At 35.8% G+C, this 25764-nt stretch carries 29 protein-coding genes; 21 read left to right on the plus strand and 8 right to left on the minus strand.

Features of this window, described 5'->3' with window-relative positions:
• Positions 1–383: 383 nt before the first annotated feature.
• The 10 genes from IR022_RS02070 (at position 384) to IR022_RS02115 (ending at position 10855) form a co-directional block, all read left to right on the plus strand.
• The gene (locus IR022_RS02070; protein ID WP_194202424.1) at positions 384–1520 is read left to right on the plus strand and encodes a hypothetical protein; all 1137 of its coding nucleotides are present in this window, start codon (positions 384–386) and stop codon (positions 1518–1520) included.
• A 25-nt stretch (positions 1521–1545) separates the two neighbouring features.
• A complete protein-coding gene (locus tag IR022_RS02075; protein WP_194202425.1) occupies positions 1546–2442 on the plus strand; it encodes a hypothetical protein in 897 nt (298 codons plus the stop codon).
• Positions 2443–2912: 470 nt separating this feature from the next.
• Positions 2913–3677, plus strand: a complete 765-nt coding sequence (locus IR022_RS02080) for a hypothetical protein (protein ID WP_194202426.1) — start codon at positions 2913–2915, stop codon at positions 3675–3677.
• Between the two features lie 57 nt (positions 3678–3734).
• Positions 3735–4487, plus strand: coding sequence for a hypothetical protein (locus IR022_RS02085; RefSeq protein WP_050708868.1), 753 nt, complete (start codon positions 3735–3737; stop codon positions 4485–4487).
• 736 nt (positions 4488–5223) lie between these two features.
• A complete protein-coding gene (locus IR022_RS02090; RefSeq protein ID WP_185099943.1) occupies positions 5224–6036 on the plus strand; it encodes a hypothetical protein in 813 nt (270 codons plus the stop codon).
• A 15-nt stretch (positions 6037–6051) separates the two neighbouring features.
• The gene (locus IR022_RS02095) at positions 6052–6798 is read left to right on the plus strand and encodes a hypothetical protein (RefSeq protein ID WP_050708870.1); all 747 of its coding nucleotides are present in this window, start codon (positions 6052–6054) and stop codon (positions 6796–6798) included.
• Positions 6799–6825: 27 nt separating this feature from the next.
• Positions 6826–7587 carry a hypothetical protein gene (locus IR022_RS02100; RefSeq protein WP_194202427.1) on the plus strand — a complete coding sequence of 254 codons (762 nt, stop codon included), beginning with the start codon at positions 6826–6828 and terminating at the stop codon, positions 7585–7587.
• Positions 7588–8480: 893 nt separating this feature from the next.
• Positions 8481–9284, plus strand: a complete 804-nt coding sequence (locus tag IR022_RS02105; protein ID WP_157258276.1) for a hypothetical protein — start codon at positions 8481–8483, stop codon at positions 9282–9284.
• A gap of 13 nt (positions 9285–9297) precedes the next feature.
• Positions 9298–10056 carry a hypothetical protein gene (locus IR022_RS02110; RefSeq protein ID WP_050710489.1) on the plus strand — a complete coding sequence of 253 codons (759 nt, stop codon included), beginning with the start codon at positions 9298–9300 and terminating at the stop codon, positions 10054–10056.
• A gap of 28 nt (positions 10057–10084) precedes the next feature.
• A complete protein-coding gene (locus IR022_RS02115; protein ID WP_050710490.1) occupies positions 10085–10855 on the plus strand; it encodes a hypothetical protein in 771 nt (256 codons plus the stop codon).
• Between the two features lie 88 nt (positions 10856–10943).
• Here the strand turns inward: IR022_RS02115 and IR022_RS02120 are convergent, their stop codons facing one another.
• The gene (locus IR022_RS02120) at positions 10944–11621 is read right to left on the minus strand and encodes a DUF2461 domain-containing protein (RefSeq protein WP_194202428.1); all 678 of its coding nucleotides are present in this window, start codon (positions 11619–11621) and stop codon (positions 10944–10946) included.
• Between the two features lie 45 nt (positions 11622–11666).
• Positions 11667–12122: a surface-adhesin E family protein gene (locus IR022_RS02125; RefSeq protein WP_194202429.1), complete on the minus strand. Its 456-nt coding sequence runs from the start codon at positions 12120–12122 to the stop codon at positions 11667–11669.
• 125 nt (positions 12123–12247) lie between these two features.
• Here IR022_RS02125 and IR022_RS02130 point away from each other — a divergent pair, with 125 nt between their 5' ends.
• The 4 genes from IR022_RS02130 to IR022_RS02145 all read left to right on the plus strand — a co-directional run bounded on the left by IR022_RS02130 (position 12248) and on the right by IR022_RS02145 (position 15284).
• On the plus strand, positions 12248–12823 hold the full coding sequence (locus IR022_RS02130) for a TIGR00730 family Rossman fold protein (protein WP_050710493.1): 576 nt from the start codon (positions 12248–12250) through the stop codon (positions 12821–12823).
• A gap of 512 nt (positions 12824–13335) precedes the next feature.
• On the plus strand, positions 13336–13674 hold the full coding sequence (locus IR022_RS02135) for a hypothetical protein (RefSeq protein ID WP_194202430.1): 339 nt from the start codon (positions 13336–13338) through the stop codon (positions 13672–13674).
• A gap of 196 nt (positions 13675–13870) precedes the next feature.
• Positions 13871–14692 carry a hypothetical protein gene (locus IR022_RS02140; RefSeq protein ID WP_194202431.1) on the plus strand — a complete coding sequence of 274 codons (822 nt, stop codon included), beginning with the start codon at positions 13871–13873 and terminating at the stop codon, positions 14690–14692.
• Positions 14658–15284 carry a hypothetical protein gene (locus IR022_RS02145; protein ID WP_242053016.1) on the plus strand — a complete coding sequence of 209 codons (627 nt, stop codon included), beginning with the start codon at positions 14658–14660 and terminating at the stop codon, positions 15282–15284. Before IR022_RS02140 ends, IR022_RS02145 begins: the two co-directional genes overlap by 35 nt.
• Before the next feature lie 60 nt (positions 15285–15344).
• On the opposite strand, the gene IR022_RS02150 is transcribed toward IR022_RS02145, so the two are convergent.
• The 3 genes from IR022_RS02150 to IR022_RS02160 all read right to left on the minus strand — a co-directional run bounded on the left by IR022_RS02150 (position 15345) and on the right by IR022_RS02160 (position 16574).
• A complete protein-coding gene (locus tag IR022_RS02150) occupies positions 15345–15878 on the minus strand; it encodes a hypothetical protein (protein ID WP_194202432.1) in 534 nt (177 codons plus the stop codon).
• On the minus strand, positions 15821–16126 hold the full coding sequence (locus tag IR022_RS02155) for a hypothetical protein (RefSeq protein ID WP_194202433.1): 306 nt from the start codon (positions 16124–16126) through the stop codon (positions 15821–15823). The genes IR022_RS02150 and IR022_RS02155 overlap by 58 nt, the downstream gene beginning before the upstream one ends.
• Before the next feature lie 262 nt (positions 16127–16388).
• A complete protein-coding gene (locus tag IR022_RS02160) occupies positions 16389–16574 on the minus strand; it encodes a hypothetical protein (RefSeq protein WP_194202434.1) in 186 nt (61 codons plus the stop codon).
• A gap of 230 nt (positions 16575–16804) precedes the next feature.
• Here IR022_RS02160 and IR022_RS02165 point away from each other — a divergent pair, with 230 nt between their 5' ends.
• The 3 genes from IR022_RS02165 to IR022_RS02175 all read left to right on the plus strand — a co-directional run bounded on the left by IR022_RS02165 (position 16805) and on the right by IR022_RS02175 (position 19071).
• Positions 16805–17668, plus strand: coding sequence for a GNAT family N-acetyltransferase (locus tag IR022_RS02165; RefSeq protein WP_199330242.1), 864 nt, complete (start codon positions 16805–16807; stop codon positions 17666–17668).
• A gap of 324 nt (positions 17669–17992) precedes the next feature.
• Positions 17993–18406 (plus strand): hypothetical protein, encoded by a 414-nt coding sequence (locus tag IR022_RS02170; protein ID WP_194202435.1) that lies wholly within the window; start codon positions 17993–17995, stop codon positions 18404–18406.
• A gap of 254 nt (positions 18407–18660) precedes the next feature.
• Positions 18661–19071, plus strand: coding sequence for a group III truncated hemoglobin (locus tag IR022_RS02175; protein ID WP_199330243.1), 411 nt, complete (start codon positions 18661–18663; stop codon positions 19069–19071).
• Between the two features lie 89 nt (positions 19072–19160).
• Here IR022_RS02175 and IR022_RS02180 read toward each other — a convergent pair whose 3' ends face one another.
• Complete coding sequence (locus IR022_RS02180) at positions 19161–19469, minus strand: hypothetical protein (RefSeq protein ID WP_050710501.1); 309 nt, start codon at positions 19467–19469, stop codon at positions 19161–19163.
• Between the two features lie 358 nt (positions 19470–19827).
• Here IR022_RS02180 and IR022_RS02185 point away from each other — a divergent pair, with 358 nt between their 5' ends.
• The 4 genes from IR022_RS02185 to IR022_RS02200 all read left to right on the plus strand — a co-directional run bounded on the left by IR022_RS02185 (position 19828) and on the right by IR022_RS02200 (position 24468).
• Complete coding sequence (locus IR022_RS02185) at positions 19828–21006, plus strand: lanthionine synthetase C family protein (RefSeq protein WP_194202436.1); 1179 nt, start codon at positions 19828–19830, stop codon at positions 21004–21006.
• 53 nt (positions 21007–21059) lie between these two features.
• Positions 21060–21233 (plus strand): TIGR04149 family rSAM-modified RiPP, encoded by a 174-nt coding sequence (locus IR022_RS02190; RefSeq protein ID WP_194202437.1) that lies wholly within the window; start codon positions 21060–21062, stop codon positions 21231–21233.
• A gap of 155 nt (positions 21234–21388) precedes the next feature.
• On the plus strand, positions 21389–23584 hold the full coding sequence (locus tag IR022_RS02195; protein WP_194202438.1) for a lantibiotic dehydratase family protein: 2196 nt from the start codon (positions 21389–21391) through the stop codon (positions 23582–23584).
• Positions 23581–24468, plus strand: coding sequence for a thiopeptide-type bacteriocin biosynthesis protein (locus IR022_RS02200; protein WP_194202439.1), 888 nt, complete (start codon positions 23581–23583; stop codon positions 24466–24468). Before IR022_RS02195 ends, IR022_RS02200 begins: the two co-directional genes overlap by 4 nt.
• Here IR022_RS02200 and IR022_RS02205 read toward each other — a convergent pair.
• Both IR022_RS02205 and tssD read right to left on the minus strand, forming a co-directional pair.
• Positions 24379–25335, minus strand: a complete 957-nt coding sequence (locus IR022_RS02205; RefSeq protein WP_194202440.1) for a hypothetical protein — start codon at positions 25333–25335, stop codon at positions 24379–24381. The two genes, IR022_RS02200 and IR022_RS02205, sit on opposite strands and share 90 nt — an antisense overlap.
• Positions 25335–25763 (minus strand): type VI secretion system tube protein TssD, encoded by a 429-nt coding sequence (tssD, locus tag IR022_RS02210; protein ID WP_050710506.1) that lies wholly within the window; start codon positions 25761–25763, stop codon positions 25335–25337. The genes IR022_RS02205 and tssD overlap by 1 nt, the downstream gene beginning before the upstream one ends.
• Position 25764: the final 1 nt, after the last annotated feature.

Genomic DNA, 25764 nt, shown 5'->3' on the forward strand with positions numbered 1-25764 from the left:
AGAGAGAGAGAGAGAGAGAGAGAGAGAGAGAGAGAGAGAGAGAGAGAGCTAAATAACGCATCTACATGCTTAACACTTCTTACCTCTAAAATTTTAAGGAGAAATATCTGTTTTTCACACTTATTGCGTTTTCGTGACTCATTAGTGTGTCTTTTTTTGTATCCTTTAATAAAAGTTAATAAAAGTTATAGCTCTGCCGATAATACTAGTCGTATAGAACATTCCCTATGTTGTTGTCGTTTAGAATTTGTACGACTTAGATTTTCATCTAAATCGGAGCTATACATAGTGTTAATGTGTAGTGATTACACGTTGACACTTTTTTCGTATATTTGCATTTTTGCATTAACTAATATATTTTATTTTTTAAATTTTTAAAAACGATGAACAAAAAGACTTTTTTATTAATTCTGTTTTCGGTTTTATTCAGTATGCTCTCTGCTCAGGTCGGGATCAACACTGAAAACCCTAACATATTGACCGAGCTCGATGTGCGCAACCTTTTGGCCAACGGCACCGACACCATTCCCAAAGGCATAATGATCCCTCGCATGAGCGAACTTCAGCGAGACCAGATCGACGTCTCCAATATCACCACCGCCAACAGTCTCATGATCTATAACATAGACGAAGACTGTTACAACTATTACTCCAAAACCAACCAAGAATGGCAAAGCCTCTGCGGTAAGATGGGCAAAGCCCACTTCGACATGATCTGCGACTCCGTCAAAGTCATGGGACAATACGGCGATGGCGTAGCCCTCACCCCCTCCAACTATTTGCGAGTAACCCTCAATATCACCCGTATCGGCTCCTACAGCATCTCCGCCACCTCCGATCCCGACAACGGCTATTTTTACGAAACCACCGGCACCTTCTTTACCACCGGCACCATCACCCTAACCGTTCCCGGCATAGGCCAACCCATACGTCACACCCAAGGCACCGACCTAATCAGCCCCAGTGATGACACCCCCGACCAATTCACCCTAACCTCCAATGGAGGCGGAGGCGATTGTAGCTTCAAAGTAAACGTCCGTTCCACCGCCGCCCGTCCCAAATTTACAATGAGCTGCGCAGCCACAATCGTCGAAGGCATGTATTTCGAAGACCAAGCCCTCAGTAACATCCCCAACCCCTATAACGGCCAATCACACCGCTTAGCAGTCACCATCACCAATATCCCCTCCAGCTCCTATGGCGCCATAGCCATGTTGGAAACCAACACCATAGACGGCATCAGCTTCAAAGGCGAAGCCGTCCTTAGCGCCTCCACCCAAGTCGTATACCTAGAAGGAACCGGCGTCCCCCGAGGTTTAGCCGATAAAATCGTAACAATAACCTCCAACAGCGAAAGCTCCACAGCCTCCTGTACCGCCACCATCCGCATCCTCATCCCCCGTAAACGGCTGATGACATTAGGCAATACCACAGGCCCCCTTTACTCATACAATGCCGGAATCGTAGACAACCGTACCCCCCCCCAACAACATAAATACCCTGCTGACCGACAAAAATAACTTCGGTTACAACCAGTGGTCCATCATGAAATTCCAAGGCTTCAATAACGTCTCCACCTCCCCCTTCTCCAACTTCATCCCCACCAGCCCCAATAGCTGGACAGACGATGACCGAGACATCATAGCCCTAGAAACCGTCACCTGGCAGAATATGTCAGACACCAAATTAGAATCCCTGCTCAAAGGCACCAACGGCGTCTCCAAAGTCGACATCTTTATGATCGGATATAACACCGAATTCTATCGAACCGGCAACGCCTCAGACGCCGCCAAATGCGCCAAGCTCGTAGAATTTGTAAAATCCGGAGGCATCCTTATGATCTGCTCAGAACAAGTCACCTCCAATGCCAACTTCATGAACCTATTGTTTGACTATCCCTCCCCCGCAATAGCCTCAGCAGGAGGAGCAGGACCAGGCTCAAACTATACCCTAGGCTTCAATAGCACCAATATGCCCGCCAATATGCGTCCCTATTATTGTCGAGACGACGACCCCATCCTAAGAGGCCCCTTCAATGATATCCTAGGAAGAAATTGGGGCGAAGACGCCTCCACCACCCAATATGTCACCAATCTCCCCCTAGACGAAGTCGTCATCTATTCCGGCGCCAGAGAAATCGGTAACACCACCCGTCCCGCCGAAGGAGTCACCATCTTCCGACACAAAAACCTACCCTTCGTATTTATCGGCGACGGCGGATTTAACTCCTCCGAAGCCCGAACCTACGCCAATGTACTAAGCAATGTCTGTCCCTTCGTCCTAACCAATAGAACCATAAATGGCCGAACCTTTACCAATTACCCCGGCTTCCGTCTGAACTTTGGCGGCACAGGCAACAGAGTTGACAATACCACCTTTACCGCCAATGCCTTTGCCTGGTGTATATTACAAGCAGAAGAGTTTAGACGACAAAATCAATAACTATAAACCAATAAAGATCCTACCTTATACCCAACAAAAACCACGCAATACACCTTGCGTGGTTTTTTATACAATCAAAGATATATACATTAAAATTTTTCTTGTATTATAAAAAGTACTATCTTCGCCCCTGTAAAATAACTCATTACAATAATGGCTCAAGTAAAATTAACAAATATATCACTAGATAATAATCTAAACTTTAACTGTTTAGGTTTGGTTAATTGTGCTGAAATATTAGAGAGAGAGAGAGAGAGAGAGAGAGAGAGAGAGAGAGAGACTATACACAGCTAACTAATCATTTTCATTTTAAACAAATAAATCTCGGAAAATATTTTTTGAGATGCGTTCTCACGTCTTTACATTTCCTAAACACAATTTTTTCATGTAATTGGTGTCGATTACATAGTGATGTTGTGCCCCGAAAAATCCAATCAATAAAATATAAAGTACCCCAAAAGACAATAGTAATGAAAACATTCAAGACAATATTGGTTTGCCTATTATTTGTGAACACTCTTAATGCTCAACAAAAGGTAGGTATTGGTACAACCAATCCGCAAGCTACACTTCATGTTGAAGGAGATCTGAGAGTGACAAATACGCCTATTCTTTCTAACCCCACTGCGTTGGGGATAGATAATAAGGGGCGTGTATACACCACTCAGAAAACAGCAAAAGCAATGATTGTACAGTCGTCAAACGATCAGTTATATGCGACCACCGACCCGATTATTGCTAGTTTCAATAATGCTACCCCCATAATTGTAGAATGGAGTAATAGCGATATTATAAGTAATAATATAATGACATTTAATAGTGCGGATAATTCGTTTACATTCGATAAAATAGGCACCTACGAAGTGAGTGGTTATATCAATTATAGGGCAGGAGCTAAAGTGGCAACTACTTTGGCTCAAGTGTCTTCTATTGCTGTTAATCTTATTGCGCTCAATGTCACTATACAGTTGTACGAGGTAGCCACAAACAGTTGGCGTAATATAGCAGGTGTTAGATACTTAACATCGGGTCCTGGTATTGATAAATATCCCGAAACGATTATGATTCCCTCTGTAGCTTATAATTTTAAAGCGGGCGATAAAATACGTGTAGTTTTTTACCGACCTCTAGCCAACTTTGCTTCCCCACACGCTACATCTTCCGAATTGGGTATCCAAAAGCCCGAAGGATTACTATTTACCAAAGGTCTGAAGGTTATCAATAGTAGTAATTGATTCATAAAACACTAACTAAAAGAATATAAAGTATATCACTACAAAATATTTCATCAAATGAAAAAAATAAAATTACTTATTACTTGTCTTTTGTTTACAAGTATAATTAATGCTCAGGTGGGTATTAATACCGAGAATCCGCAGTCCACACTTCATGTCCAAGGAGATATGATAATAACCGATACTCCTCCATTAACTAATGCTACAATACTTGTTGTAGATAATGAGGGACACGTGGGTACAGCGGCTTATGTGCCGGCTAAATTGTTTCTTATACAGTCGGGTACAAATCAGTTATATGCACCTAACGGAAGCGTGGCTGATAGCTTTAATCAAGCCGAACCTATTATAGTGGCATGGGCTCAGAGTGATATTAAGTCCAACAATATTATGGTATTGAATAGCGACAATACTTTTACTTTTGAAGAAGCAGGCACTTACGAATTGAGTGGCTATATCAATTATAGGGTGGGTAGCGCTATTGCTACAACTCTGGCTGATATAACCAGTATAGCTAAAAATTTGGCTACCCTTAATGTTGTAATACAACTTTATAATGCTAATACAAGTAGTTGGACAAGTCTGGCAGGTTCAAGATATTTGATTTCGGGTCCGGGTATCGATAGATACGTTGAAACTGTTCATGTACCTCCTGTTTTGTATAAATTTGCAGCCGGGGATAAAATTAGAATGATATTTTTCAGACCCACTGCTTCGTCAGGGATGTTGCATGGAACAACTTCCGAATTTGGCATAATTAAGCCCGATGGGATGGAATTTACTAAAGGCATGAAAGTTATTGCTTATTAAGCTAGAAGTCCTTATTGTATTGGTATATTGTATAAAATAACAAACCTATCAAAAGTATTGATAGGTTGTTGTTTCTTTTGTTGTCGTTCAATTTTCTTTTGTAACCGAGGCGTTACCTATGGCATAACTATGTCCGTAGTGCAATTTTTCGTTTCGATATTATTGCGTGTGTGCAAAAGTATTAAAATCTAGTTGGTTTTACAACATAATTGTGTAAAAAAAGAGCAGTTAATTAGATTTTAATTGTTTTAATTGTTAAAATGGAAGGTGTTTTTTCATTAATTGAGAGTAATAATCCTTTTTTGTCAGAATTTTAAATAAAAGGATTATCTTTGCATTTGTTAAACGGGAAATTAACATTTTTTTTATCACTGAAAATGACAACACTATTCACTGACGCTTTTGTTTGTAAAAATCTGAATTTTAACTATCGCAAATTAAGTTGCTGTATCCAATCGTGTGAGACAGTGTACGAGTATTGTTATATATCATAATCATATTCTATTGTGACATTAAAAAATGAGGTCACATAAAATTGTGTGTTTATTATTGTAGTTATATCTGTATCTGCACTAAATATACATTTTATAGTACCTCTGTTGTACCATTGGTTGGGGAACTATTGGGCTTAATGTTTTTTGATTATGGGTAAACTGTGTTCAGTTGCGAAGTTTAGTGATTGTCCTTCTCTGTTTTATTTAGAGAGAGAACGTATTTAATGAATGAGAACGACAAAATGAGGAAAACAATTCTATTAGGGTATGTACTGATTATTTCAGTCTCACTGTTTGGTCAAGTAGGAATAAATACTCGAATCCCCTATGCCGGTAGTGTATTGCACATTGATGGTAAAGGAAACAATACATCGTCTACGGGGGCAATAGTTGCCGAAGCAGCAGATGATGTGGTGATTGATAAACAGGGCAATGTTGGTGTTGGTGTACTACAACCGAAGGCAAAGCTACATATAGATACATCCAATGGCACACTTAAGCCACTTCGTTTGGCAGACGGATCGCAGGGTGTTAACAAATACTTTTTCTCAGATACCGAGGGTAGGGGTACATGGAAAGATAAACCCATAGCCAATGGTATTGTTTATTATAGTGCCACACCCAGAACATTCACCAAAAATGTATTTACGGAACTTCCCGTAGAAGTTAATTCTGCTGGATATAGCCGTATCACAATACCCCGAGCAGGTAACTATGTATTTACCTTGCGATGGTGGGGAGCTTTAGATGCTTTGCCTATCGGCACGAAGCTAATGTCGGCAGCCACTATTCAGCTATGTAGGTATGTAAATGCAACTACGGCTACTGTTCTCGATCAGACTACTTATTATACTGCAGTTACGGGAGTGGGAGGGAGTACCACCCGTTTTTCGTTTACCGTAAGTTTTTTTGCCTCTAACCTTCCCGCAGGTTATGTTATGTTTTTAAGACTCCGACCCGATGATGGCTACAATTGGGCAACAGGTGCAGGGTTGAGTGCAGGGCAAACAACAGCAACTATTTATTATCCGAGTATAATGGTCTATAATATTTGAAAACAAGAAAAACGAATGAAAAAATATATAACTCTATTAGGTTTGTCGCTTTTGATGTCTTCTATCACTATAGCTCAGGTTTCAATAAATACTAAAAATCCGCAAGGCATATTTTACATTGACGGAGGGGCTGATAATGCAACCACTTCGGCAAATCGTTTCAAGAACGATGTGATGGTAGATGCCAACGGTTCGCTGGTATTGGGTAAAGCTACACAGCCATCAGTTGGATTGGCAAAGGTAGATATTACTTCCGATGCGGCTTATGGCACTCTAAAAATGGTAGACGGTGGCGAAGGTGATGGTATGGTTTTGTTGGGCGATGCCAATGGGTATGCCCGATGGGGTATGTTAAAAGGTAGTGGAGGGTATAAGCTCTCCCTTACAGCTCCTACGGGTGCTATGGCAACAGGCTCTTTTTATACAATGACTTTTAGCAACAAGTTGAATTATATTCCGATAACCGAGCAGGGAAGCTATATTGTTATGGTGAGAATGTCTGCTACATATACCGGTGCATTGGGACGTACGGGCGGATATTTCTATCTGCATAAGAATACTGTAAATACCGCTACTATGGGTATTGACTCGATAGAAATGTATATGGAATGTTTGAGTGGTAAAAAATTCTCTACATATACCGTACTTCGGGCACTCGATCTGGCGGTAGGCGATAAGATATATTTGGTGATGAAACCGCAAACGGCTGGTACATGGACTCTGGATCTTAGTTTGACTACCGTATTCTTTTATCGCGTATAAATATTCTTCCATTAAGTTAAGTAAATTATGAAACAAGTAGGATTAACTTTTTTATTGCTTATATCATTCGGTCTTGCTTATGCACAGATCGGGATAAATACAGAACGTCCTTTATCGATATTTCACGTGGATGCAGCGAGTGATAATGCGGCAACACCTACGGCTGACCAGATATTGAATGATGTAGTGATAACTTCCGCAGGCAATATGGGGGTGGGAACACTTACTCCGTCGGTGAAACTGGAAATCGTAAAGGGTGCAAATGATGCTTTACGGATTAACGATGGTTCTACCATGTCGGCAAAGGTATTAGAGTCGGATGCTAATGGTATAGCGACTTGGACAGAGCAACCTGCATCATACGCCAAATCGTATAGAGCTACTACGGCTGGGCAGAAGTTCTATTATAATACTATAACGGTATTGGCTACGAATCAGCCAATTGTTATCCCTCAAAAAGGAAAATATTTACTTACTCTCCGTTGGTGGGGATATAATAGGCTCGATGTTTCGTTACGTCATATTCTTAGTGGTTATATTTATGTAAGAAAGAAGGGTACTACTGCTTATCTTGATCAGATCGAATATTATATGACAGGTACGGTAAACGATGTTCTTACTTTTACCACTTCTTTATATTTAGGTGACAGAGCGGCAAATGAAGAGATTGAGGTCTTGATCCGTCCTGTGATCGGAACAGATGGTACGGTAGGGGCTCTTCAATGGGAGCTTATAAATAATGCAGCACGTCCCGATCTTATGCCTCAGGTTATTTTGTATTCAATTTAGAGATATAAGTATATTTTAAAGCAGGTGTATATTCTATTTTAGAGTATATACCTGCTTTGTTTTTTAGGGTTTTAAATTTTTACTTTAACTGTTAAATGAACTCTAGGGATATTTTAATGAGATATTGTTTCTCTAAATTATTCTTACTGTTTATCGTTTCTTGTTATTGCTCCTTTATTGTCTTATTATTCTATATATGTGATTATAAGCTTTTGTTTTTTGTTATCTTATCTGAAAAATATGCAAATAGATTCTATTTATATCGTGATTTGTTTTATGTATAACTATTGCAATTCAATTACTTGCGTGTGTTAAATTTGAAAAGAAGATGAAAGGCAAATATCTTAAGCTATTTTCCAAATAAGAATTAGATTTACCATATTTGAAATATGATTTTAATACATATCTTTGTGCCAGTAAATAAATGTTTATAAACGATTTATGCAGACTCTTACGGCACACTTAACTATCAAATCAGCATCATTATTTGTTGATAATAAGCTTAATTTTAACGATTTAAGTTTGGATAAGTGCGTTGAAATATTAGAGAGAGAGAGAGAGAGAGAGAGAGAGAGAGAGAGAGAGTAATACAACTTCACGCTCATTAAAATATTCTCCTTTTCTAGTTTTTTATAGGGTTTGTCGACCCTTTTTTAATAAGTGTTTAAAAATCACTTATTCTTTAAGTGCAATATATTCCCCTTATAAATATATTCTTAGTTTGATTGGTAAGAACTATTGTTGTGCAATAGATCCTTTTTGTTGTCGTTTGGATCGTGCACAAATACACAACTTACCTAGAGGCAAACTATGTCCAGCAGTGGGGTGTAGTGATTATACTCCGCTGTTTTTTCACACTAATAAATGAACAATTAACTAATAAGACCTAGAGAATGAGAAAAATGATTTTATCACTTCTGATACTTGCTATATCTATTTCGCTGTATAGTCAGGTAGGTATCAATACTCGGACACCTTTTTCCAAAAGTGTGTTTCATATAGATGCAAAAGGAAATAATACTTCCGAATACACCGTTACTACAGCCCAACAGCTTGATGATGTTCTGATTGATATGTCAGGAGCTTTGGGCTTGGGGGTAGTTTCTCCCACGGCAAAACTGCATATTTTTACCACAGGTTCAACAACAAAACCTATTCGTATTGCCGATGGATCGGAAGGTGTGAACAAATATCTTTTTTCGGATGTTGACGGGCGAGCTACATGGAAGGATAAGCCTGTACCCAATGGGGTAGTTTATTACAGCAGATCGCCAAAAACATACGCCAAAAATGTATATACCGAATTGCCTGCTGAGGTGAATGCTCCCGGCTATAAACGTATTACTATTCCAAGAGCAGGTAACTATGTTTTTACATTGCGTTGGTGGGGTTCTATAAGTGGCTTGCCGATTGGTACCAAACTTATGTCGGCAGCAACCATACAATTGCGAAAAGTAACCGGTACGTTTGAATCTGTAGTCGACGAAACTACTAATTATGTTGCAGCAACAGGAACAAATTATTCACGTTTTTCATTCACCATGAGTCTCTTTGCTTCCAATTTAGCCGCGGGAGATGTATTGTATCTCGCTATCAAGCCTATTGACGGATATGCATGGGCTACAGGCTTAGGCTTATCGGGGAGTCAATTAACCAATACAATCTATTATCCGAGTATAATGGTTTATAATATCTGAAAAAATTATAGGAATGAAGAAATATATAGTTCTATGGGGATTACTTTTCCCTTCGTTATTCGTTTGTTTTGCACAAGTGTCTATCAATACGCAAAACTCTCAAGGTATATTTTACATTGATGCAGCGGCAGATAATACAACCACCTCGGTCAATCGTTTTAAGAATGATGTAGTGGTAGACGAGGCAGGCTCACTTATATTGGGACAGTCTACACAGCCCACAGTAGGAAAGGCTAAACTCGATATAACTTCCGATACGCCATATGGAGCTTTTAAGATGGTAGATGGAGGCGAAGGCGATGGTATGGTACTATTGGGTGATGCCTCGGGATATGCAAAATGGGGTATGCTAAAAGGTAGTGGGGGATACAAACTCAGGGTTACAGCCCCTACAGGTGCTATGGCATCTCAAACGGCTTATACTCTTTCTCTTAGTAGTGGACTCAATTATATTCCGATAAGTGTAGCAGGAAGTTATATTATAATGATTCGTATGACGGCAACTTACAGAGTTACAAGTGGAACCGGGGGGAGAGCATCGGGTTATTTTATAGTTTATAAGAACACAATTAATGCTTCAACTTTAGGAGAGGATTCTACCGAAAATTATTTTGCAGGTATCAGTGGTCAGAAATTCACAGTCTATACCTTCCTTAAGGTTCTGAATGCTTCGGCGGGAGACAAACTTTATCTGGTAATAAAGCCTCAGACAGCTAATAATCAATGGACTCTCGATACTGCTCTGACTACAGTATTCTTTTATCGTGTCTGAATATGTGTTTATTAATTCGTGAAATAATATGAAACGTATACTATTTTTATTTTTATTAATTTCATCCGTAGCCTTTGTATCTGCACAAATAGGCATAAATACCGAAACTCCATTGGGGATATTTCATGTAGATGCATTGCGTAATAATAGTGCAAGCCCTACTGCGGCTCAGATAGCAGACGATGTGGTGATAACAACAGCCGGTAATATTGGCTTAGGAACTCTTACACCTTCCGTTAAAGTAGAGATTGGAGATATTTCTAATATTTATAGTCCTTTACGTATAGAAGATAATTCGACGTTTGCAGCTAAGGTATTAGAATCTGTAACGGCTGATGGCACAGCTATGTGGACGGAGCAACCGGCGTCTTATGCAAAAGCTTATAGAGCCAGTACATTTGGGCAGGTATTTCCTTTTGATGGTTTTACTGTGCTCGCACTGAATGAGAATATGGTTATACCTCAAAATGGAAAATATTTGGTTACCCTCCGATGGTGGGGATATAATAGAGTTGATGCGATAGGCGATAATATTTTGAGTGGCTATATATATGTAAGAAAGAAGGGTACTACTGCTTATCTTGACCAAATAGAATATTATTTGGTAGGAACCAAAGGAGATGTAATTACTTTTACCACCTCTTTGTATTTAGGTGATAGAGTGGCGGGCGAGATTATGGAGATATTGGTAAGACCCGTAATTGGAGCCGGAGGTGCTGCTACACCAATTCAATGGCAGCTTATGTCTACCACCTCTAATGCGCATCTTATGCCACAGGTTATTTTGTATTCAATCTGATACACTGAGAAATATAAGCATTATTAAGCCTTGACTTTTAGAAGATAAAAGTCAAGGCTTAAATTTTATTTTTAGAGCTTAGAAGAGATCATATTTCTTCAAAAGCAAAATTTGCAGCACGATTCAATATTTGATTAAATTCTAAGTTTTTTTTGAATTCTGTTAAACAATTCTCCAGAAGATTTTCGCTCAAAAGGAAATCATTTGACACAAATTTCATAAGAGAGTAGTTTTTAAGCTTTAAATATTCAGCATGTTTATAATCCTGAGGGAAATCTTTAGGAACTTTCTTTAGTTTCGAGTTTTCGTCTAATTCAAAACCTTTAGCATGTTTAATGGCTTTTATAAAAGCGTCTCCATTATCTAAAATCTCTTCCCTTATACTTTGTAATACCTTTGGCTCGGGATTGTGTATACCGGTAGCCAAAAGATGTCCTCCAATGTAATTAGATTCGGGAGCTTCCACATGAAAATAATATCCAGCCAATCCCGATTTTTTACCGTTCGGGCAAATATAAGCAGCCATATGTGTTTTGTAAGGCTCTTTATTCGGCGAAAAACGTACATCCCTATATATACGGAAGGTGCAATCTTTAGCAGTCAGATTTTTGATTGAAGAATCAAATTTCGAAATACCTTCAATCAGTTTTTCGGCAAAGGCATTAAACTCCTTTTCCATGTCTTTATATAAAGCCTTGTTTGCTGTGAACCAGTCTCTGTTATTATTCTCTTTCAGTTGAGAGAGAAATTCTATTATATTTTTCATGCAGCTAAATTAATTGTTAAGTCTCAATTTTCTAATACTCCGAATTTATATGTTCTGATCGCAGATGTAAAACAGAACGAAGTCTCCCACTGTTTCGCTATCTACTAATAACCAAGGCGATTTTTCTTCTTTCGATTTAGTTGCTATAATGAGTTTGTTATCTGCCGTGTAATCTTTCACCTCTAATATTTTGAATCGTTTGTGCGTACAATCATATAAACCATAGGTAATGGAGTAGCTAAAATTTTCCCACTTTTTGATTTTTTTGTCAGCATTCTTTTTGAAGACCCTTTTTATTTTGTCAACATAAGCTTTTTTGCTTTCAGACGTCATATATACCGTTTTGATGGTTGCATAGATACTCCCGTCTACCATTTTTACATTGGTAGAATCTATATAATATTCCAAATTTTCGGTAACTGCCAGATCTTTCCATCCATTTTGTCCCCATGCCAATATCGGAGCCAATACAGCAACGATTAAAATAAATACTTGTTTCATATGCGAAGTTTCTTTAATTCAGATTTTAAATACTCTTAATAAATTTGTAACAGATATGTCTTCTCTTTGTAACTATAAACGGCAAAAAACGTTTTATATTTGTAGTAACAAATTAAACAAAAAAAATGAAAAGAATAGCAGTTTATTGTGGTTCGAGTTCAGGTTCGAACGATATTTTTAAGATAAAAGCCGAAACTTTAGGAAAAGCCCTAGCCAAAAACAACGTAGAATTGGTATATGGTGGAGCTAAAGTAGGGTTGATGGGTGCAGTTGCCGATGGAGCACTCAACAATGGTGGTAAAGCTATTGGTGTACTACCACACTTTCTGGCAGAAAAAGAATTGGAACACAAATCGCTCACCGAAATTCACTTAGTGGATACGATGCACGAACGTAAATTCAAGATGGCAGATTTGTCGGATGGTTTTATCGCACTTCCCGGTGGTTTTGGAACAATGGAAGAGCTGTTTGAAGTATTAACATGGGCTCAACTATCGTTACATAAAAAACCGGTAGCACTGCTCAATGTAAATGGATATTACGATGCCTTGTTAGAATTTATTAAGGTAATGAGTCGTGATGGTTTCTTGAAAGAAGAATATCTCGATCTATTGATTGTAAGTAATGATATTGATGATTTGTTGCTTCAAATGAAAACTTATGTTCCTTTGAAGAACGAAAAATGGTTTGTTTCTAAATAAAATCAATCTGATTCATTATTAGGTAATTGTTTAGTCTGTCCCTTAGGATAGGCTTTTTTTATTGCACAAATTTTTTGATAAATGAGTTTTATCTTTTTTTGTTAAAATGAAGTTTTTCCTTACCTTGCATCCTCAAACTTTATAAAAACGACACATAGAATGAAAAAATCAATTTTCTGATTTTAGAACAAAGTATAATGCAACTATCTTTTATGTGGTAGCTGCTGTTAAAAATAGCTATACATCGAATCTATATAAAATTACACTCAATTAATATCAGCTTTCTAATCTACACCTAGTTAACAGTCAAGGCTATCCTTTAGGGGGTAGCCTTTCTTTTTTTACACTTAATTAAGAAGATTCAGTCGGGGGAATAACTTCTTTGTACCTATTAAAATGGGCTTTTTTTATCTATACAATAGGAGAAGAGAAGATGACTAGTCGTAATAATCTGAATAAGATTTCTTCTTCTGAGATAGCCACGCTGTATTAATAACTAAATTTTTACAATTATGTTAGGAGTGAATTTTCAAAATGTACTTTTTAATGTTAGAGACGCCGATACTTTCGAAATTATCGATGAGGATTTTACCATAATGTTATATCCCATAGATGAATCTACCTATCGAACAATAAAATGTGGAACATCTATTTTGTCTAATATCCCCGTGAAAGATGGTTTTGTTACTATTATTTTCCCGAATGAAGAACAAGTTTCTGCCTTAGGATATGATCCTGGAAGTCTTACCGGAAATTATATTGTATTTGAGGGATATTATGATGAAGCATCGGGTATTACTACAAAGTATATGCCTTGGGAAGTAAATCTTTTTATAAAGAAGTTGTCTTAAACTAATAATTAGATTTCTCATTATAAATCAATCAGCAAGCTTGCCTCACTTTGTGGTAGGCTTGCTTTGTTTGTCACTGGTTATACTTTGTTTATTAATAATATTTATAGTCTTCTAGGATATGGAAAAGTACCAGTATTTATCTATAAGTCTGAATTACATAACAAGAGGTCTAAGACCTTTCTAAAATTGATATATGGATAAAGGATTTATTAAACTTAACCGGAAGTTTTTCTCTCATAAAATGTGGGAAGCAGCCCGTACGTTTTCAGAGTGCGAAGCGTGGATCGACTTGATACAGTCGGCACGATTTGAGGCAACTGAGCAAATTGAGCGTATCGGAGGTAGAGAAATTTGTTTTGGAAGAGGGCAGTATCCCGCATCAAATCGCTATCTGGCTCGAAAATGGGGTTGGGGTGAGCAGAAAGTAAAAACATTCTTAGGCAAACTGAAAATAGAACGAATGATTAAAGTAGATACCTCTCAAGGTATGAATGTTATAACACTCTGTAAATACAATAGTTATAATGGTACAACCCAACCCGATAACTCCGATGATAACTCATCTATCGATTTGTTATTTAAAGAGTTGAGAGACTTGAAAACCCAGCTTGAAGCCCAGCAAATGACTCAGGCACAACTCACGGATAACCCAAACTTAAAGAAAGAAAAGAAAGAGGAAGAAAGAAATACTAATTCCCCCTATAATCCCCCAAAGGGATATGAGAAGTTTAATTTCGATTTTCTGGATTTGGGGTTCAAGGAAAGTTTCTTTGTCTGGCTCAGTTACAAGACAAGCAAAGGGCAGAAGTACAAAAGCCAAAGATCGATAGAGTTGTGCTATAAGCAGTTGAAAGTAAAAGCGAGAGAGAACCCCAGGATGGCAACTCTCATTATTGAGCAGTCTATGGCTAGTAATTGGAATGGTTTATTTGAATTAAAAGAACACAAAAATGCAGAGAGTAATCAAACTAAAGGCACTGATGGGAAGAGAGCGGATTATTCAATCGGCATGTAAATTGTCTGATTATGAGATTATACAACGGAAGAAGAAGTTCTTGCGGATAGCAAGAACTGTCATTCCCGAATTTGTGATTGATAGTTCGAATAGGGGAGTCGTAACCAATCTATTCAACTACTTCAATGGTATTGAAGGGAAGTATAGCCTCGACAAAGGTCTGTGGATTTATGGGGATATAGGTACTGGAAAAAGTTCTCTGATGCAGATATTTTCGGAATATATGAAACTCGAGTTTAATGGTTTTAAGCTGCATATATGCAATGGTATAGCTAATGCTTATAGCGTATCGGGCGATTTGGATTTATATACCTACAATCAGCATGGATACATTGGTAAACCTGTTTGGATGTGTTTTGATGAATTGGGGAGAGAAGCCATCCCAGCCAATCATTTTGGGACTAAGTTGAATGTAATGCAGCACATTCTACATATCCGATATTCGTTGTGGCAGTCTTCACGATTAAAGACTTTTGTAACAACTAATTGTGATCCTTTTCAGATTGAATCGTTGTACGGTGATTTTATTCGTGATCGTATTCGCGAGATGTTCAATGTTATTTTAGTAGAAGGTAATTCGAGAAGGCAATGAGAGAAAAAAAGCAGAAAAACCGAAGTTTTTCTGCTTTGTATTATAATTTACACGATGTGCTTAATATAAATCGTCTCTGTATGGTTCTGGATCCACCTCAGGTAAATCAGGTCTAGGGAAATTTCTATCTCGTGGCAGTGATGCTGATTTAGCTAAAAGCTCTTCTGGTGACATTAACTTCGATTTAGAAATGAAATATTCGATTCTATTATTTATGTATTTCCTGAATTCATAACTAAAATAATCAAGCATTTCGGGAGTTAAGTCTTTGGGGTTTTTGGGGAATTTTACATCTTTAAGGTGATATAGGAAATCTCCACCTTCGTTATTATATCCCATCAGCTTGGCTTCTGAGGTATTATAAGCATAATACGAAATAGTACTGTATAAGTAAAGCGTTTTTAGTTTCTTACATACACCGCGGGCTTTGGCCGATACTGCAGAGTTATATCCGAAGGCGGCATTCATATTTTTCACAAAAATGATAATGTCATATTCATCAGTTTTGGTATCAGCCCATCTACTGAGTTTTTTACCTACGCCACTCTCAAAAATGCCTTTTTTGCTGTTTTCAACGAATCGGGTAATTCGCATATACTTACCTCATATTCGGGTGTAAGGTAGGCTTTCAGACTCTTTTCTATATATTGTGAAAGAGCAATATCAAGCGGTAGTGGCTTTGTGTTGTTTTCGAAGATTGTGACACCTATATATTGATATATGGTGGAAGTATCTGCCATGAGAACTACTCCGATTTTTTTAGTCTGAGCTGTTGAATGGAATGTACAAACGGATAACAAAGCTATTACTAAAAAGTAATTAAAAAAGCCTTTATGTTTCATCAGATTTGCAGAGATGTTATTATTTAAGTGCCAAAAATAATAATAAAAATCAGTCTCTTTTCTTAGATATAGTTAAACTATTGTCTATGCTGTATAATAAATTTAGCGTGGCTTGATCTTTCAAATGGCGTTTGATTCTCTTTTTAATAGAATTTTGTGTGCTTGGAGATACTTATTTCTTTTTAATAAGTAGAATATCTTTTGCCATATTATCTATTTATAAATAAGTACACAGATGGCTCCTTTCTGTTGAATGTCTATTTTAGTCTTTCATTTTCTGATATAGGATGGAAATGCGGTCATCTATTTCTTTTTCAATACGTAGAGCCTCGTTTCTGAAATCTTCATCACTGAGCGATTCAACATTATTGATGAGGTCTTCCGACTGCATTCGTAATTCGATAATTTCTTTGTCTTTGTTTATATTTTCTAGGTCTTTTCTGGTCACGATCTTTTTATTTAAATAAGTCAATTAGATGGAAACAAGTCCAAACATAAGTAATAATCCAAAATTAGTGAATTTTGATTGTATTACCCTTACATAATGATATTAAAAAAAGCAGCCACAAAGTTTCTTATCTTCTATTGTGTATTACAGTGAATTTATAATTGAAAGCTCTCCGATAAATATTTTATTTTCGCTGAGATTTATTTTTATCTTTGAAAATCGGGCATAGAATGTATAACTTCAAAAAAGATATTTCGCACATGAAAGTTTTAGGTAAAGAACAATATAATAAGTTATCAGAACCATTAAAGTCAGTTACTACAAATAATCTCTTTGCTCGCTCTGTGGTGGAGAAGATGGTTGACGGAGAAGTTTATGTTGATGATATAGACAGTCCTACGACCTTCTTTATATTGCATCCATACGGAATGTCGTTGCTCTTTGGTGATCCAACTAATACCGAATTTAATAAGGTGTTTAAGAAGTATGCTTTAAATGAAAATGGCAATAGGCATCGTGTGGAATGGATGCAGGTATTTCCTTCGGATTGGGATGCTGTTCTGGGTGATTTGTTGCACGATAATCTAGTCGAAGCGGCTTATAGGCATACTTCCTCAGATACGATAGAGTTAAATGTGAGAGTGAATTTTAAATTCAATAAAGAGAAATATTTAAGTGCTAAACGTGAAAATAATTTGCTTGATCCTAAGATTAGTATTGTGAGAACTGATCAGGATATTTTTGAAGCCATGAAGGGAACGGTTGTACCTCTTCATTTTTGGAATAATGCGGATGAGTTCATAAATAAAGGAGTTGCCTTCAGCTTGTTTTATGATGGCAAACTAGTGTCTACCGCCTTCTCTTGTTATGTTCATGATGATAAATTAGAATTGGGTATAGAAACTTATGAAGAGTTTAAAGGAAAAGGATTGGCAAATAAAGTATGTTCGGCACTTATAGACTATTGTCTGGAAAATGGATATGAACCTGTTTGGGCTTGCCGAAAAGACAATGTTGGTTCGTATCAATTGGCTCAAAGATTAGGATTCGAAAATTCAAAAGAGATATCCTATTATAGAATGGGTTTTGTTTAACAGCACTTGTTGCAGAGCCGAAAAAAAGAGATGTAATTGATCTAAAATCAATAGTAAGAATATACTTGTTTCAGGAGACGAAAGCTTCGAAAGATTATTAAATCTCTCGAGGCTTTTTTGTAAGTTGTAAGATATCAGATTCTTTTGTCCGAAATGTTATAAAAAGTGAGGAAAGCCTAAAACTGAAACTTATTATAAAGTCTGATTGTTTATAGTTTATATCGATAAGTGAAACGTTGTAAGCTTAAAGGTGTAAAATGAATATGTGCAGATCGCCGAATAGGCATATTCATAAAATGATCGGCTTTACTTAATAATTACTTTATGAAGAAAATATTGTTTTTAAGTTTATTTATCGTTGCAGCAGCTGCTGTCGGATTCAGTTCTTGTAGCGACGACGATGACGATGATCCTAGCTTTTTAGGAGCTAATGTAACAGTAAAGGTGACCAATGCGTTAGGTATTGTTCAGTCTGGCAAAACGGTTTATATGTATAAGGATACTCCCGTAACGGAAGCAACCATACCTGGTGATGCTAAGAAAATGGCTATAACAGATGATAATGGAATTGCCAAGTTCAGTTTGAATCTTACGGAATTGAATGTTCTTGAATCTCAAACCAATCTTTATTTTGCTGTATTTTATACTCTTGGAGATAAAACAGCTGTTGCAGGTACTGAGGGTATTACAATAAAAAGAAATGAATCTAAGGAACTGGAAATCAAAATTCCTTTATAATAAAAATACTATTTTTGATATAAATGTAAGCCTCTCAGTAAATGGGGGGCTTTACTTATAGTAATAATCAATCTATTATTCATTTTAGATCTATTCCGTATAAAGATCAGAAGACGAGAGAGATGATAAAGAGAATAAAGTCATTGGAGAAACCAAGACCGTATATGCTTACAATCTCAGAGGTGGGTTGTATGTTTTTATTATCTTTGAAAATGATGATACTGATTGTATTTGGTACACGTAAATAATTAGATATGGAGAGAGAGATAAAACCGATAAAAGATATTGAGAATTTAGAGGACATAAAAAAAATGGTCAACACGTTTTATGCCAAAGTGCGTAAGGATGAATTGTTGGGACCTATATTTAATGAAAGAATAGGTGATCATTGGGATGAACATTTGGCGAAATTACATTCTTTCTGGCAAAGTATTTTGTTGAATGAAAGAACATATACGGGTCACCCTTTTCCGCCACATGCGCAGCTACCAATCGATAAGGAACATTTCGATCGTTGGTTGTCTCTTTTTACGGAGACGGTTGACAGACTTTTTGCGGGAGATATTGCTGACGAAGCCAAATCGAGAGCTTATAAGATTGCAGATGTGTTTCAAGGCAAGTTGGAATATATTCATAGAAGATCGGGTAATGATCCTCATAAATAAAAGTAGATTATAAATAAGTATATATAATAAAAGCCTTTTCATACGAAAAGGCTTTTATGTTTTATTAGAATAGTGTAGTTTTAAATCTTTTAATCAATCTCTCCGTTGAATTTCCATTTCTTCTCGCTTTGGTCAAAGGCAATAGAAAAAATGGTGGCAGATGGTAAGCGTAGGTACGGAAATTGAGCATTCAAAGCCAGTCGCGCACCTTCAATATTTGCGACATAAAAATTCCAGTCAAGTATTTTGCAATAATCATCATTCACTCTATCCATATTAAGCCCACGGATGGCTTCGTTGATATCATCAATAGTTGTTCTAATACCCGATTTATCTCGCTTCTCAGTTAATTCATTATACTTTTCCATATAATGCTTAGAAAGTTCTTCAAAGTCCATATGTGATAATTTTAGAGATTATTATGCACTAAATGTACAAATTAATTTTTTTATTACTGGTATAATATTTCGTGTATTTAAAGCTTATTTACTCTAATAATGAATGGGGTAGGGTGGTATATTGATACTGTTTTCTTGTTTGCGAGAAACTGCTCTGGCATCGCTGATGTTTTTGTTTTATTAAATGGATTAGCATTTCGAATATATTTTTTTATCTTTGATACATTCATATCGTAAGCTTAATAAATAACACAACGGAGACTAAAACAAAACAATTTTTAGCAAAAAAACCGATAATCAATTTCTAATTAGTAAGGTTTATGCGTAGCTTAAATCTATCTTAAATAACCTAATATTAATGAAAAATGCTATCCGAGTAAACCTCGATCAGATTGCTGATTGTATTTATAATAAAATCCAAAATGGAAGTCTTGAAGATGGAAATGGACTTTACAGTGGAAATTTCGGAATTTTATTATTCTTGTTCTATTACTCTCGCTATTCTCAAAGCCCTAAATATATTTTATTGGTAGACTCTTTTTCAGAAAGTCTAATGAGTGAATTAGGTTCTAAAATAAATCTTCATACTTATTGTTCTGGATTATCAGGAATTTTATATCTATTCGAATTTTTAAGGGAAAACGAGTTTATTGATATTGACGTTGACGAAGTGGAATCAGACTTGGAAAATTATCTTATTAATGAAATGCGGAAGGATATACAAAATCATAATTATGATTTTATGCATGGAGCATTAGGGGTAGGGTTGTATTTTCTAAAGAAAAAAACGAATGAGTTGATAATACATGAACTTATTGAATTTCTTTATTTTACCGCAGAAATAGATAGGAGTAACAAGATTGCTAAATGGAAGTCGGTTATAGATATAAAGACCCATAAAATAGGTTATAATATTGCTCTTTCTCATGGAATTTCTAGTATAGTTATTTTTCTATCTCGTGTAGTTGCAGGTGGTAGTAAAGATATTAGAGTGAAAGAATTACTTGAGTATTCTGTTAACTATCTGCTTTCACAGGAGATAGATTTCCAATTATATGGTTCACATTTCCCTATTCAATCCAAAGAAAATATTAACAAAAGCAGGCTAGCTTGGTGTTATGGTGATTTAGGTATAGCATTATCACTATGGCAGGCAGGTAAAGCGATGAATAAGGATGAGTGGAAGAATAAAGCGCTGGAGATTTTTGTAGATTCTACCAAGAGGTTATCCCTAAGTGAAAATAATGTATTTGATGCAGGGCTTTGTCATGGAAGTGCAGGTATCGTAATGATATATCGTCGGATGTATATTGAAACTGGCAGATCTGAATTTTTATCAGCTACTAATTATTGGGTTAGACAGACATTGGATATTGCTCGATTTGAAGATGGTTTAGCTGGCTATAAAACTTATAGGAAGGATTCTTGGATATGTGATAATTCTCTCTTAGAGGGAATTTCGGGAGTTGGATTGATGTTTACATCTTATCTTTTAGATGATATGCAGGAATGGGATGATATGTTTTTACTAGTATAAAAAAAGAGGTTCCCGAAAATCTTAAGAGTAGGGTAATATAAATTTAAACACTTATGAAAAAGAAAGAAGTTAAAAAGTTAAAGTTGAAAAAAGAATCTGTGATTAATTTGAGTAATGCAGGAATGAATGATTTAAAGGGAGGGGTGTGGGCCTCTAATAAATGTGCAGACCCAGGGCAATCTGGTGATATGAATTATGATTGTTTAGCAACAGGTCCTTATTGCTAACAAGAAGTTTTACATCACATCTGGATCGTATAATTAAAGACTAGATATGACTGCTTTACATCGAAACAGTCATATCGTAAATCTAAATATGGGATCTATAATCCTATTAATTCAGAGACAGCCTTATTTTTTAAGGCTGTCTAAATTTAAAATAAATGAATTACAGTCCATTTCCCCAGTTTATTTTTCGCTCACCGTTTCTTCCTTTTAATCATTTAGAACCGATTCTTCATGATCACGATTTGTTCTGTCAAAAACTATCAGATCCAAAAATTCAGGAAGCTATATATATTGCATCTCCTGTTTTGTCTAAGGAATTGCAAAAATTATTAAAGGGAGAAATTAAAGCTGAAAATGAGAGGAGTAAATTAATTTTCTCATTAGAACGATATATCAGTCGAATGTCTACTCGTTGTACCCCTTTTGGTCTATTTGCGGGCTGTTCTTTAGGGAAAATAGTTGATAATGAGGAGACAAATGTTGAATTAGGGGATACTCTAAATAGAAAAACCCGATTAGATATGTATTATCTATGTGCACTTTACGATGCATTATCTGAAATGCCAGGTATTAGAGATAAAATAAAATATTATCCCAACACAAGTTTGTACTCTATCGGTAAAAAATACAGATATGTGGAATATAAATACATCAATACGAAAAAAAAATACCATATATCAGAAATTGAGAAGTCTATTTACTTGAATAAAATACTTAAAACTGCAAGAAAAGGTACAAATATAAGAGTTCTAATTGCATGTCTTGTGAACGATGAGATCACAGAGGAAGAAGCTATATCTTTTATTCAAGAATTGATTGACTCTCAGATAATAGTTAGCGAATTATACCAGTCTGTAACGGGTGATGATTTCTTCATTCGAATAATAAAATCATTGGAAACAACAGAGTGTGACGAGAATTTATTTTTTTTATTAAAAAATATAGAGAGTCTATTGAAAAATATTGATTCTCAAAGTAAAAAGATTGGATTATATGAAGAAATCATTTCTAAAATAAATGGAATAAAAATTCCTTATGAAGAGAAATTTCTGTTTCAAGTAGATATGGTAAGAGATGCATCTTCTGCATACTTAGGAACAAGAATTCTAGAGGAGTTAAAATCAACGATGACATTCCTAAACAAGATAACCTTGACAGAAAATAATACTTTGTTAAGTCAATTTCAGCAAGACTTTGCTAACAGATACGAAGAGAAAGAGGTTCCGCTTATGGAAGCTTTAGACCCTGAATTAGGTATTGGCTATCCATCAAGAGGTGACAATGGTGATATTTCTCCTCTTGCTGATAATTTTTACTTACCCCGTAAAATAGAGCAAAGAGGCATTCAGCCTACCTTCATTCAATCTCTTCTGCTAAAAAAGGTTATAGAATGTTTATCTCAAAAAGCACAGGAAATTATTCTAACTGATGAGGATGTAAAAGATTTAGCTCCTAATTGGGATAATTTGCCCCCAACTATATATACTATATTTGAAATTATACGTGCAAATAAGAATGATACATTAATAAGCTTGAAAGCTTTTAGTGGAAGTTGTGGTGCAAACTTATTAGCTCGTTTTGCTCATATTGATAGTGAAATAGAAAAACTAGTGAAAGATATTACAAAAAAAGATCAAGAACTAATGCCTAATGTAATTTTAGCAGAGATTGTGCATTCTCCGGAAGCTCGTACTGGTAATATTCTTTCTCGTCCGCATATTCGAGAATATGAGTTGTTGTATATGGCAAATTCAGACTTACCGCAAGATCAGCTAATTTATTTATCTGATTTGATGCTATCTGTCAAACAAGGGCGATTAATTATTCGATCTAAGAAACTGAATAAAGAGATTGTTCCTCGACTAACCACAGCTCATAATTATCAGAATAACTCAATGCCCGTTTATCATTTTTTGAGTGATATGCAAATGCAAATTGGAAGAAAAGGTTTGTTTTTCGATTGGGGATATTTAGCGAATGAGCTTTCATTTCGCCCAAGAGTACGATATAAAAATACGATTCTTTCACCTGCTACTTGGAGTGTGAAGAAAGAGGAGATACAGCATCTTTTTATTCTGAGAGAAGATGACGTATTAGTCTCAGAAGTGGAGCTTTGGAGGGAAAGATATTCTATACCTCGTTATGTCCTTATGCCGGATGGTGATAACGAGCTTTTTATTGATTGGAAAAGTGTTGTGAGCATTCAATCTCTTTTCTCTATAATAAAGAATAGGCAGATTATAAAATTCGAAGAGTTCATATTTGATTCGGAAGAGGCTGTTGTTAAGAATAGAGACGACGTGTACTTGAATGAATGTATTGCTGCTTTTCATAAAAATTCTAAAGAATGAAAATGATTCAAAGAACATTTGTTCCAGGAAGTAAATGGCTTTATATAAAATTATATACTGGAAATAGAACTGCAGACAAAATATTAATACGTAATATCTCTCGTATTATAAGCAAATTGGAAAAGAGAAGTATTATAGATAAATGGTTTTTTATTCGTTATTCAGATCCCGATTTTCATCTAAGAATTAGAGTATTACTCAAAGATGAATTATATTTTGGAGAAGCTGTAAGACTCTTCTATACACAATTGAATCACCATATAAAAGACAACTTTATCTGGAAAGTTCAGCTAGATACCTACAATCGAGAACTAGAACGTTATGACAACCTATTTATAGAAGATGCCGAAACCATTTTTAATCTAGATAGTGAGTGTATTTTATCGATTCTGAAAAAAATAAGTATAACTTCAAATGAGAATTATAGATGGATGATTGCATTGCAAGTGATAGATTCCTTTCTTTCAGACTTTGCTTTGGATATTTTAGAAAAACAGCAACTGATGGAGAAACTAAGCAACTCTTTTAAAACCGAATTTGGCTTTAATAAATATAATGCAAAGCAATTCAATACTAAATTCAGAGAAAATAAGAAAGCTGTAGAATCTGTTCTTAAAAATACTATAACAGATGAAAATTTTATAGCTTTACAATCGCCTATAAAAAGAAGGTCTAAGAGATTAATTCCTATAATTGAAGAATTAAAATCTAAAAAAGAAAAGCAACAAAATAATATTACGATCAATGCGTTATTAACCAGTTATATTCACATGAGCTTGAACCGATTATTTCGGTCAAATAACCGATTCCATGAACTTATTATATATGATTTTATGTATAGATATTATAATAGTGAGATTGCCAGAGCAAAGAACAATAGGTAATACTGTAGATGCACCTGTACTTATAATATTTGTTTCAGTCAAATCTCCATTAGCTAGCCATTGCCCTCCAACATCTATTCCAGCTTTCAAACCCCACATGCTAGTATTTAACTTTAAAGCAGTCCTAAGCCCTGCACTTAAAGCATACACTCCTCCTGCCTCTACAGCAAAAGGAGCACCAACCATACCATATGCCATTCCTTCAACTGCTTTTGACGCAAAAGGGTCGGCATTTTTCCAGTTATCAAGTGCCTTTTGGTAATTCCTTTGTCTTTGTTCTTCATCAGTCAGCCCCTGAGTAATGTAAGAGGTCGGTGTAAATGCTGTTATATTGAAGTGCTTTATATATGTGTTTGCTTGTTCTGTATTTCTCAAATCTATAGGAATGATATTGAGTTTGAATGGTGTTTTCTTTTCCAAACAACTTATGAGTCTTTCATATTGTGCTAACAGATTGTCGAGATCATTTTTTAGATTAGGGTCTTTTATAACCCTAATGGTATATTCTAATTTTATTTTCCGATTCAGTTCTTCTGCTTTAAGTCTAAAGGCTGTCTTTATACGCCCTTCCTGTATGCTTTGTGAATATTCCTTGTTTCTGATGTTTATATTTTGGTTATTAGGCTTAATAGCATCATTAACAGTGATAATCTGTTCATGATATTTATTAGCTGTTCTCATTTTATATTGGGTATAACGATTCAGGTCATTGTCTGAGGGAATAGTCTCAACAACTACTTCTGTTAGTACAAACGCAACAATACCATCGGGATATTCTACGAACCCATTGTATTTTTCGTTCTTATGTACTATCATCATATATTCCTTAAAGGAAATGACAGGATAGTTTTTTTCTTTGTTGCTCATTACACCCAAAAGTTTTCATGTTCTACATCATTAACAAGTAATCTTTCAGGGGATAAAATCAGATTGGTTTGAAGTCCACCAGATAAATTTACTTCACGGGTAAAATTAACACAAGCTGCATTAAAAAATTGTATCCTTAATGGGGAGCTGCTAACTTGATTCTTAAATACTACTTCTCCGTCTTTTCTCTGTGCCGGTTTGATAATCCAGTCATAAATACTTTCGGGTACAGTTTGTGTAAGACCTATCATTAACTGACCGCCTCTGGTTTCAGCTTGAGGTTCTCCTTTATGGTCTGTGGTTTGAGTGAAACCTATTTTAAACTGTTCTACCTCGTATTCTTTTTGATCTACAATTAAGTGCACAGTTACACCAGCTTCAACAAGTGGAAAAGTGAAAAATTTACTAACGGTATCTTTGATATTCATA

Origin of the sequence: Dysgonomonas sp. GY617, from assembly GCF_015233815.1 — a bacterium.
Taxonomy (GTDB): domain Bacteria; phylum Bacteroidota; class Bacteroidia; order Bacteroidales; family Dysgonomonadaceae; genus Dysgonomonas_A.

Excerpts from the sequence above, each read along its gene's own strand:
- IR022_RS02070 (WP_194202424.1), top strand. The coding sequence starts at position 384 with ATGAACAAAAAGACTTTTTTATTAATTCTGTTTTCGGTTTTATTCAGT.
- IR022_RS02075 (WP_194202425.1), top strand. The coding sequence starts at position 1,546 with ATGAAATTCCAAGGCTTCAATAACGTCTCCACCTCCCCCTTCTCCAAC.
- IR022_RS02080 (WP_194202426.1), top strand. The coding sequence starts at position 2,913 with ATGAAAACATTCAAGACAATATTGGTTTGCCTATTATTTGTGAACACT.
- IR022_RS02085 (WP_050708868.1), top strand. The coding sequence starts at position 3,735 with ATGAAAAAAATAAAATTACTTATTACTTGTCTTTTGTTTACAAGTATA.
- IR022_RS02090 (WP_185099943.1), top strand. The coding sequence starts at position 5,224 with ATGAGGAAAACAATTCTATTAGGGTATGTACTGATTATTTCAGTCTCA.
- IR022_RS02095 (WP_050708870.1), top strand. The coding sequence starts at position 6,052 with ATGAAAAAATATATAACTCTATTAGGTTTGTCGCTTTTGATGTCTTCT.
- IR022_RS02100 (WP_194202427.1), top strand. The coding sequence starts at position 6,826 with ATGAAACAAGTAGGATTAACTTTTTTATTGCTTATATCATTCGGTCTT.
- IR022_RS02105 (WP_157258276.1), top strand. The coding sequence starts at position 8,481 with ATGAGAAAAATGATTTTATCACTTCTGATACTTGCTATATCTATTTCG.
- IR022_RS02110 (WP_050710489.1), top strand. The coding sequence starts at position 9,298 with ATGAAGAAATATATAGTTCTATGGGGATTACTTTTCCCTTCGTTATTC.
- IR022_RS02115 (WP_050710490.1), top strand. The coding sequence starts at position 10,085 with ATGAAACGTATACTATTTTTATTTTTATTAATTTCATCCGTAGCCTTT.
- IR022_RS02120 (WP_194202428.1), bottom strand. The coding sequence starts at position 11,621 with ATGAAAAATATAATAGAATTTCTCTCTCAACTGAAAGAGAATAATAAC.
- IR022_RS02125 (WP_194202429.1), bottom strand. The coding sequence starts at position 12,122 with ATGAAACAAGTATTTATTTTAATCGTTGCTGTATTGGCTCCGATATTG.
- IR022_RS02130 (WP_050710493.1), top strand. The coding sequence starts at position 12,248 with ATGAAAAGAATAGCAGTTTATTGTGGTTCGAGTTCAGGTTCGAACGAT.
- IR022_RS02135 (WP_194202430.1), top strand. The coding sequence starts at position 13,336 with ATGTTAGGAGTGAATTTTCAAAATGTACTTTTTAATGTTAGAGACGCC.
- IR022_RS02140 (WP_194202431.1), top strand. The coding sequence starts at position 13,871 with ATGGATAAAGGATTTATTAAACTTAACCGGAAGTTTTTCTCTCATAAA.
- IR022_RS02145 (WP_242053016.1), top strand. The coding sequence starts at position 14,658 with ATGGGAAGAGAGCGGATTATTCAATCGGCATGTAAATTGTCTGATTAT.
- IR022_RS02150 (WP_194202432.1), bottom strand. The coding sequence starts at position 15,878 with ATGCGAATTACCCGATTCGTTGAAAACAGCAAAAAAGGCATTTTTGAG.
- IR022_RS02155 (WP_194202433.1), bottom strand. The coding sequence starts at position 16,126 with ATGAAACATAAAGGCTTTTTTAATTACTTTTTAGTAATAGCTTTGTTA.
- IR022_RS02165 (WP_199330242.1), top strand. The coding sequence starts at position 16,805 with ATGTATAACTTCAAAAAAGATATTTCGCACATGAAAGTTTTAGGTAAA.
- IR022_RS02170 (WP_194202435.1), top strand. The coding sequence starts at position 17,993 with ATGAAGAAAATATTGTTTTTAAGTTTATTTATCGTTGCAGCAGCTGCT.
- IR022_RS02175 (WP_199330243.1), top strand. The coding sequence starts at position 18,661 with ATGGAGAGAGAGATAAAACCGATAAAAGATATTGAGAATTTAGAGGAC.
- IR022_RS02180 (WP_050710501.1), bottom strand. The coding sequence starts at position 19,469 with ATGGACTTTGAAGAACTTTCTAAGCATTATATGGAAAAGTATAATGAA.
- IR022_RS02185 (WP_194202436.1), top strand. The coding sequence starts at position 19,828 with ATGAAAAATGCTATCCGAGTAAACCTCGATCAGATTGCTGATTGTATT.
- IR022_RS02190 (WP_194202437.1), top strand. The coding sequence starts at position 21,060 with ATGAAAAAGAAAGAAGTTAAAAAGTTAAAGTTGAAAAAAGAATCTGTG.
- IR022_RS02195 (WP_194202438.1), top strand. The coding sequence starts at position 21,389 with ATGAATTACAGTCCATTTCCCCAGTTTATTTTTCGCTCACCGTTTCTT.
- IR022_RS02200 (WP_194202439.1), top strand. The coding sequence starts at position 23,581 with ATGAAAATGATTCAAAGAACATTTGTTCCAGGAAGTAAATGGCTTTAT.
- IR022_RS02205 (WP_194202440.1), bottom strand. The coding sequence starts at position 25,335 with ATGAGCAACAAAGAAAAAAACTATCCTGTCATTTCCTTTAAGGAATAT.
- tssD (WP_050710506.1), bottom strand. The coding sequence starts at position 25,763 with ATGAATATCAAAGATACCGTTAGTAAATTTTTCACTTTTCCACTTGTT.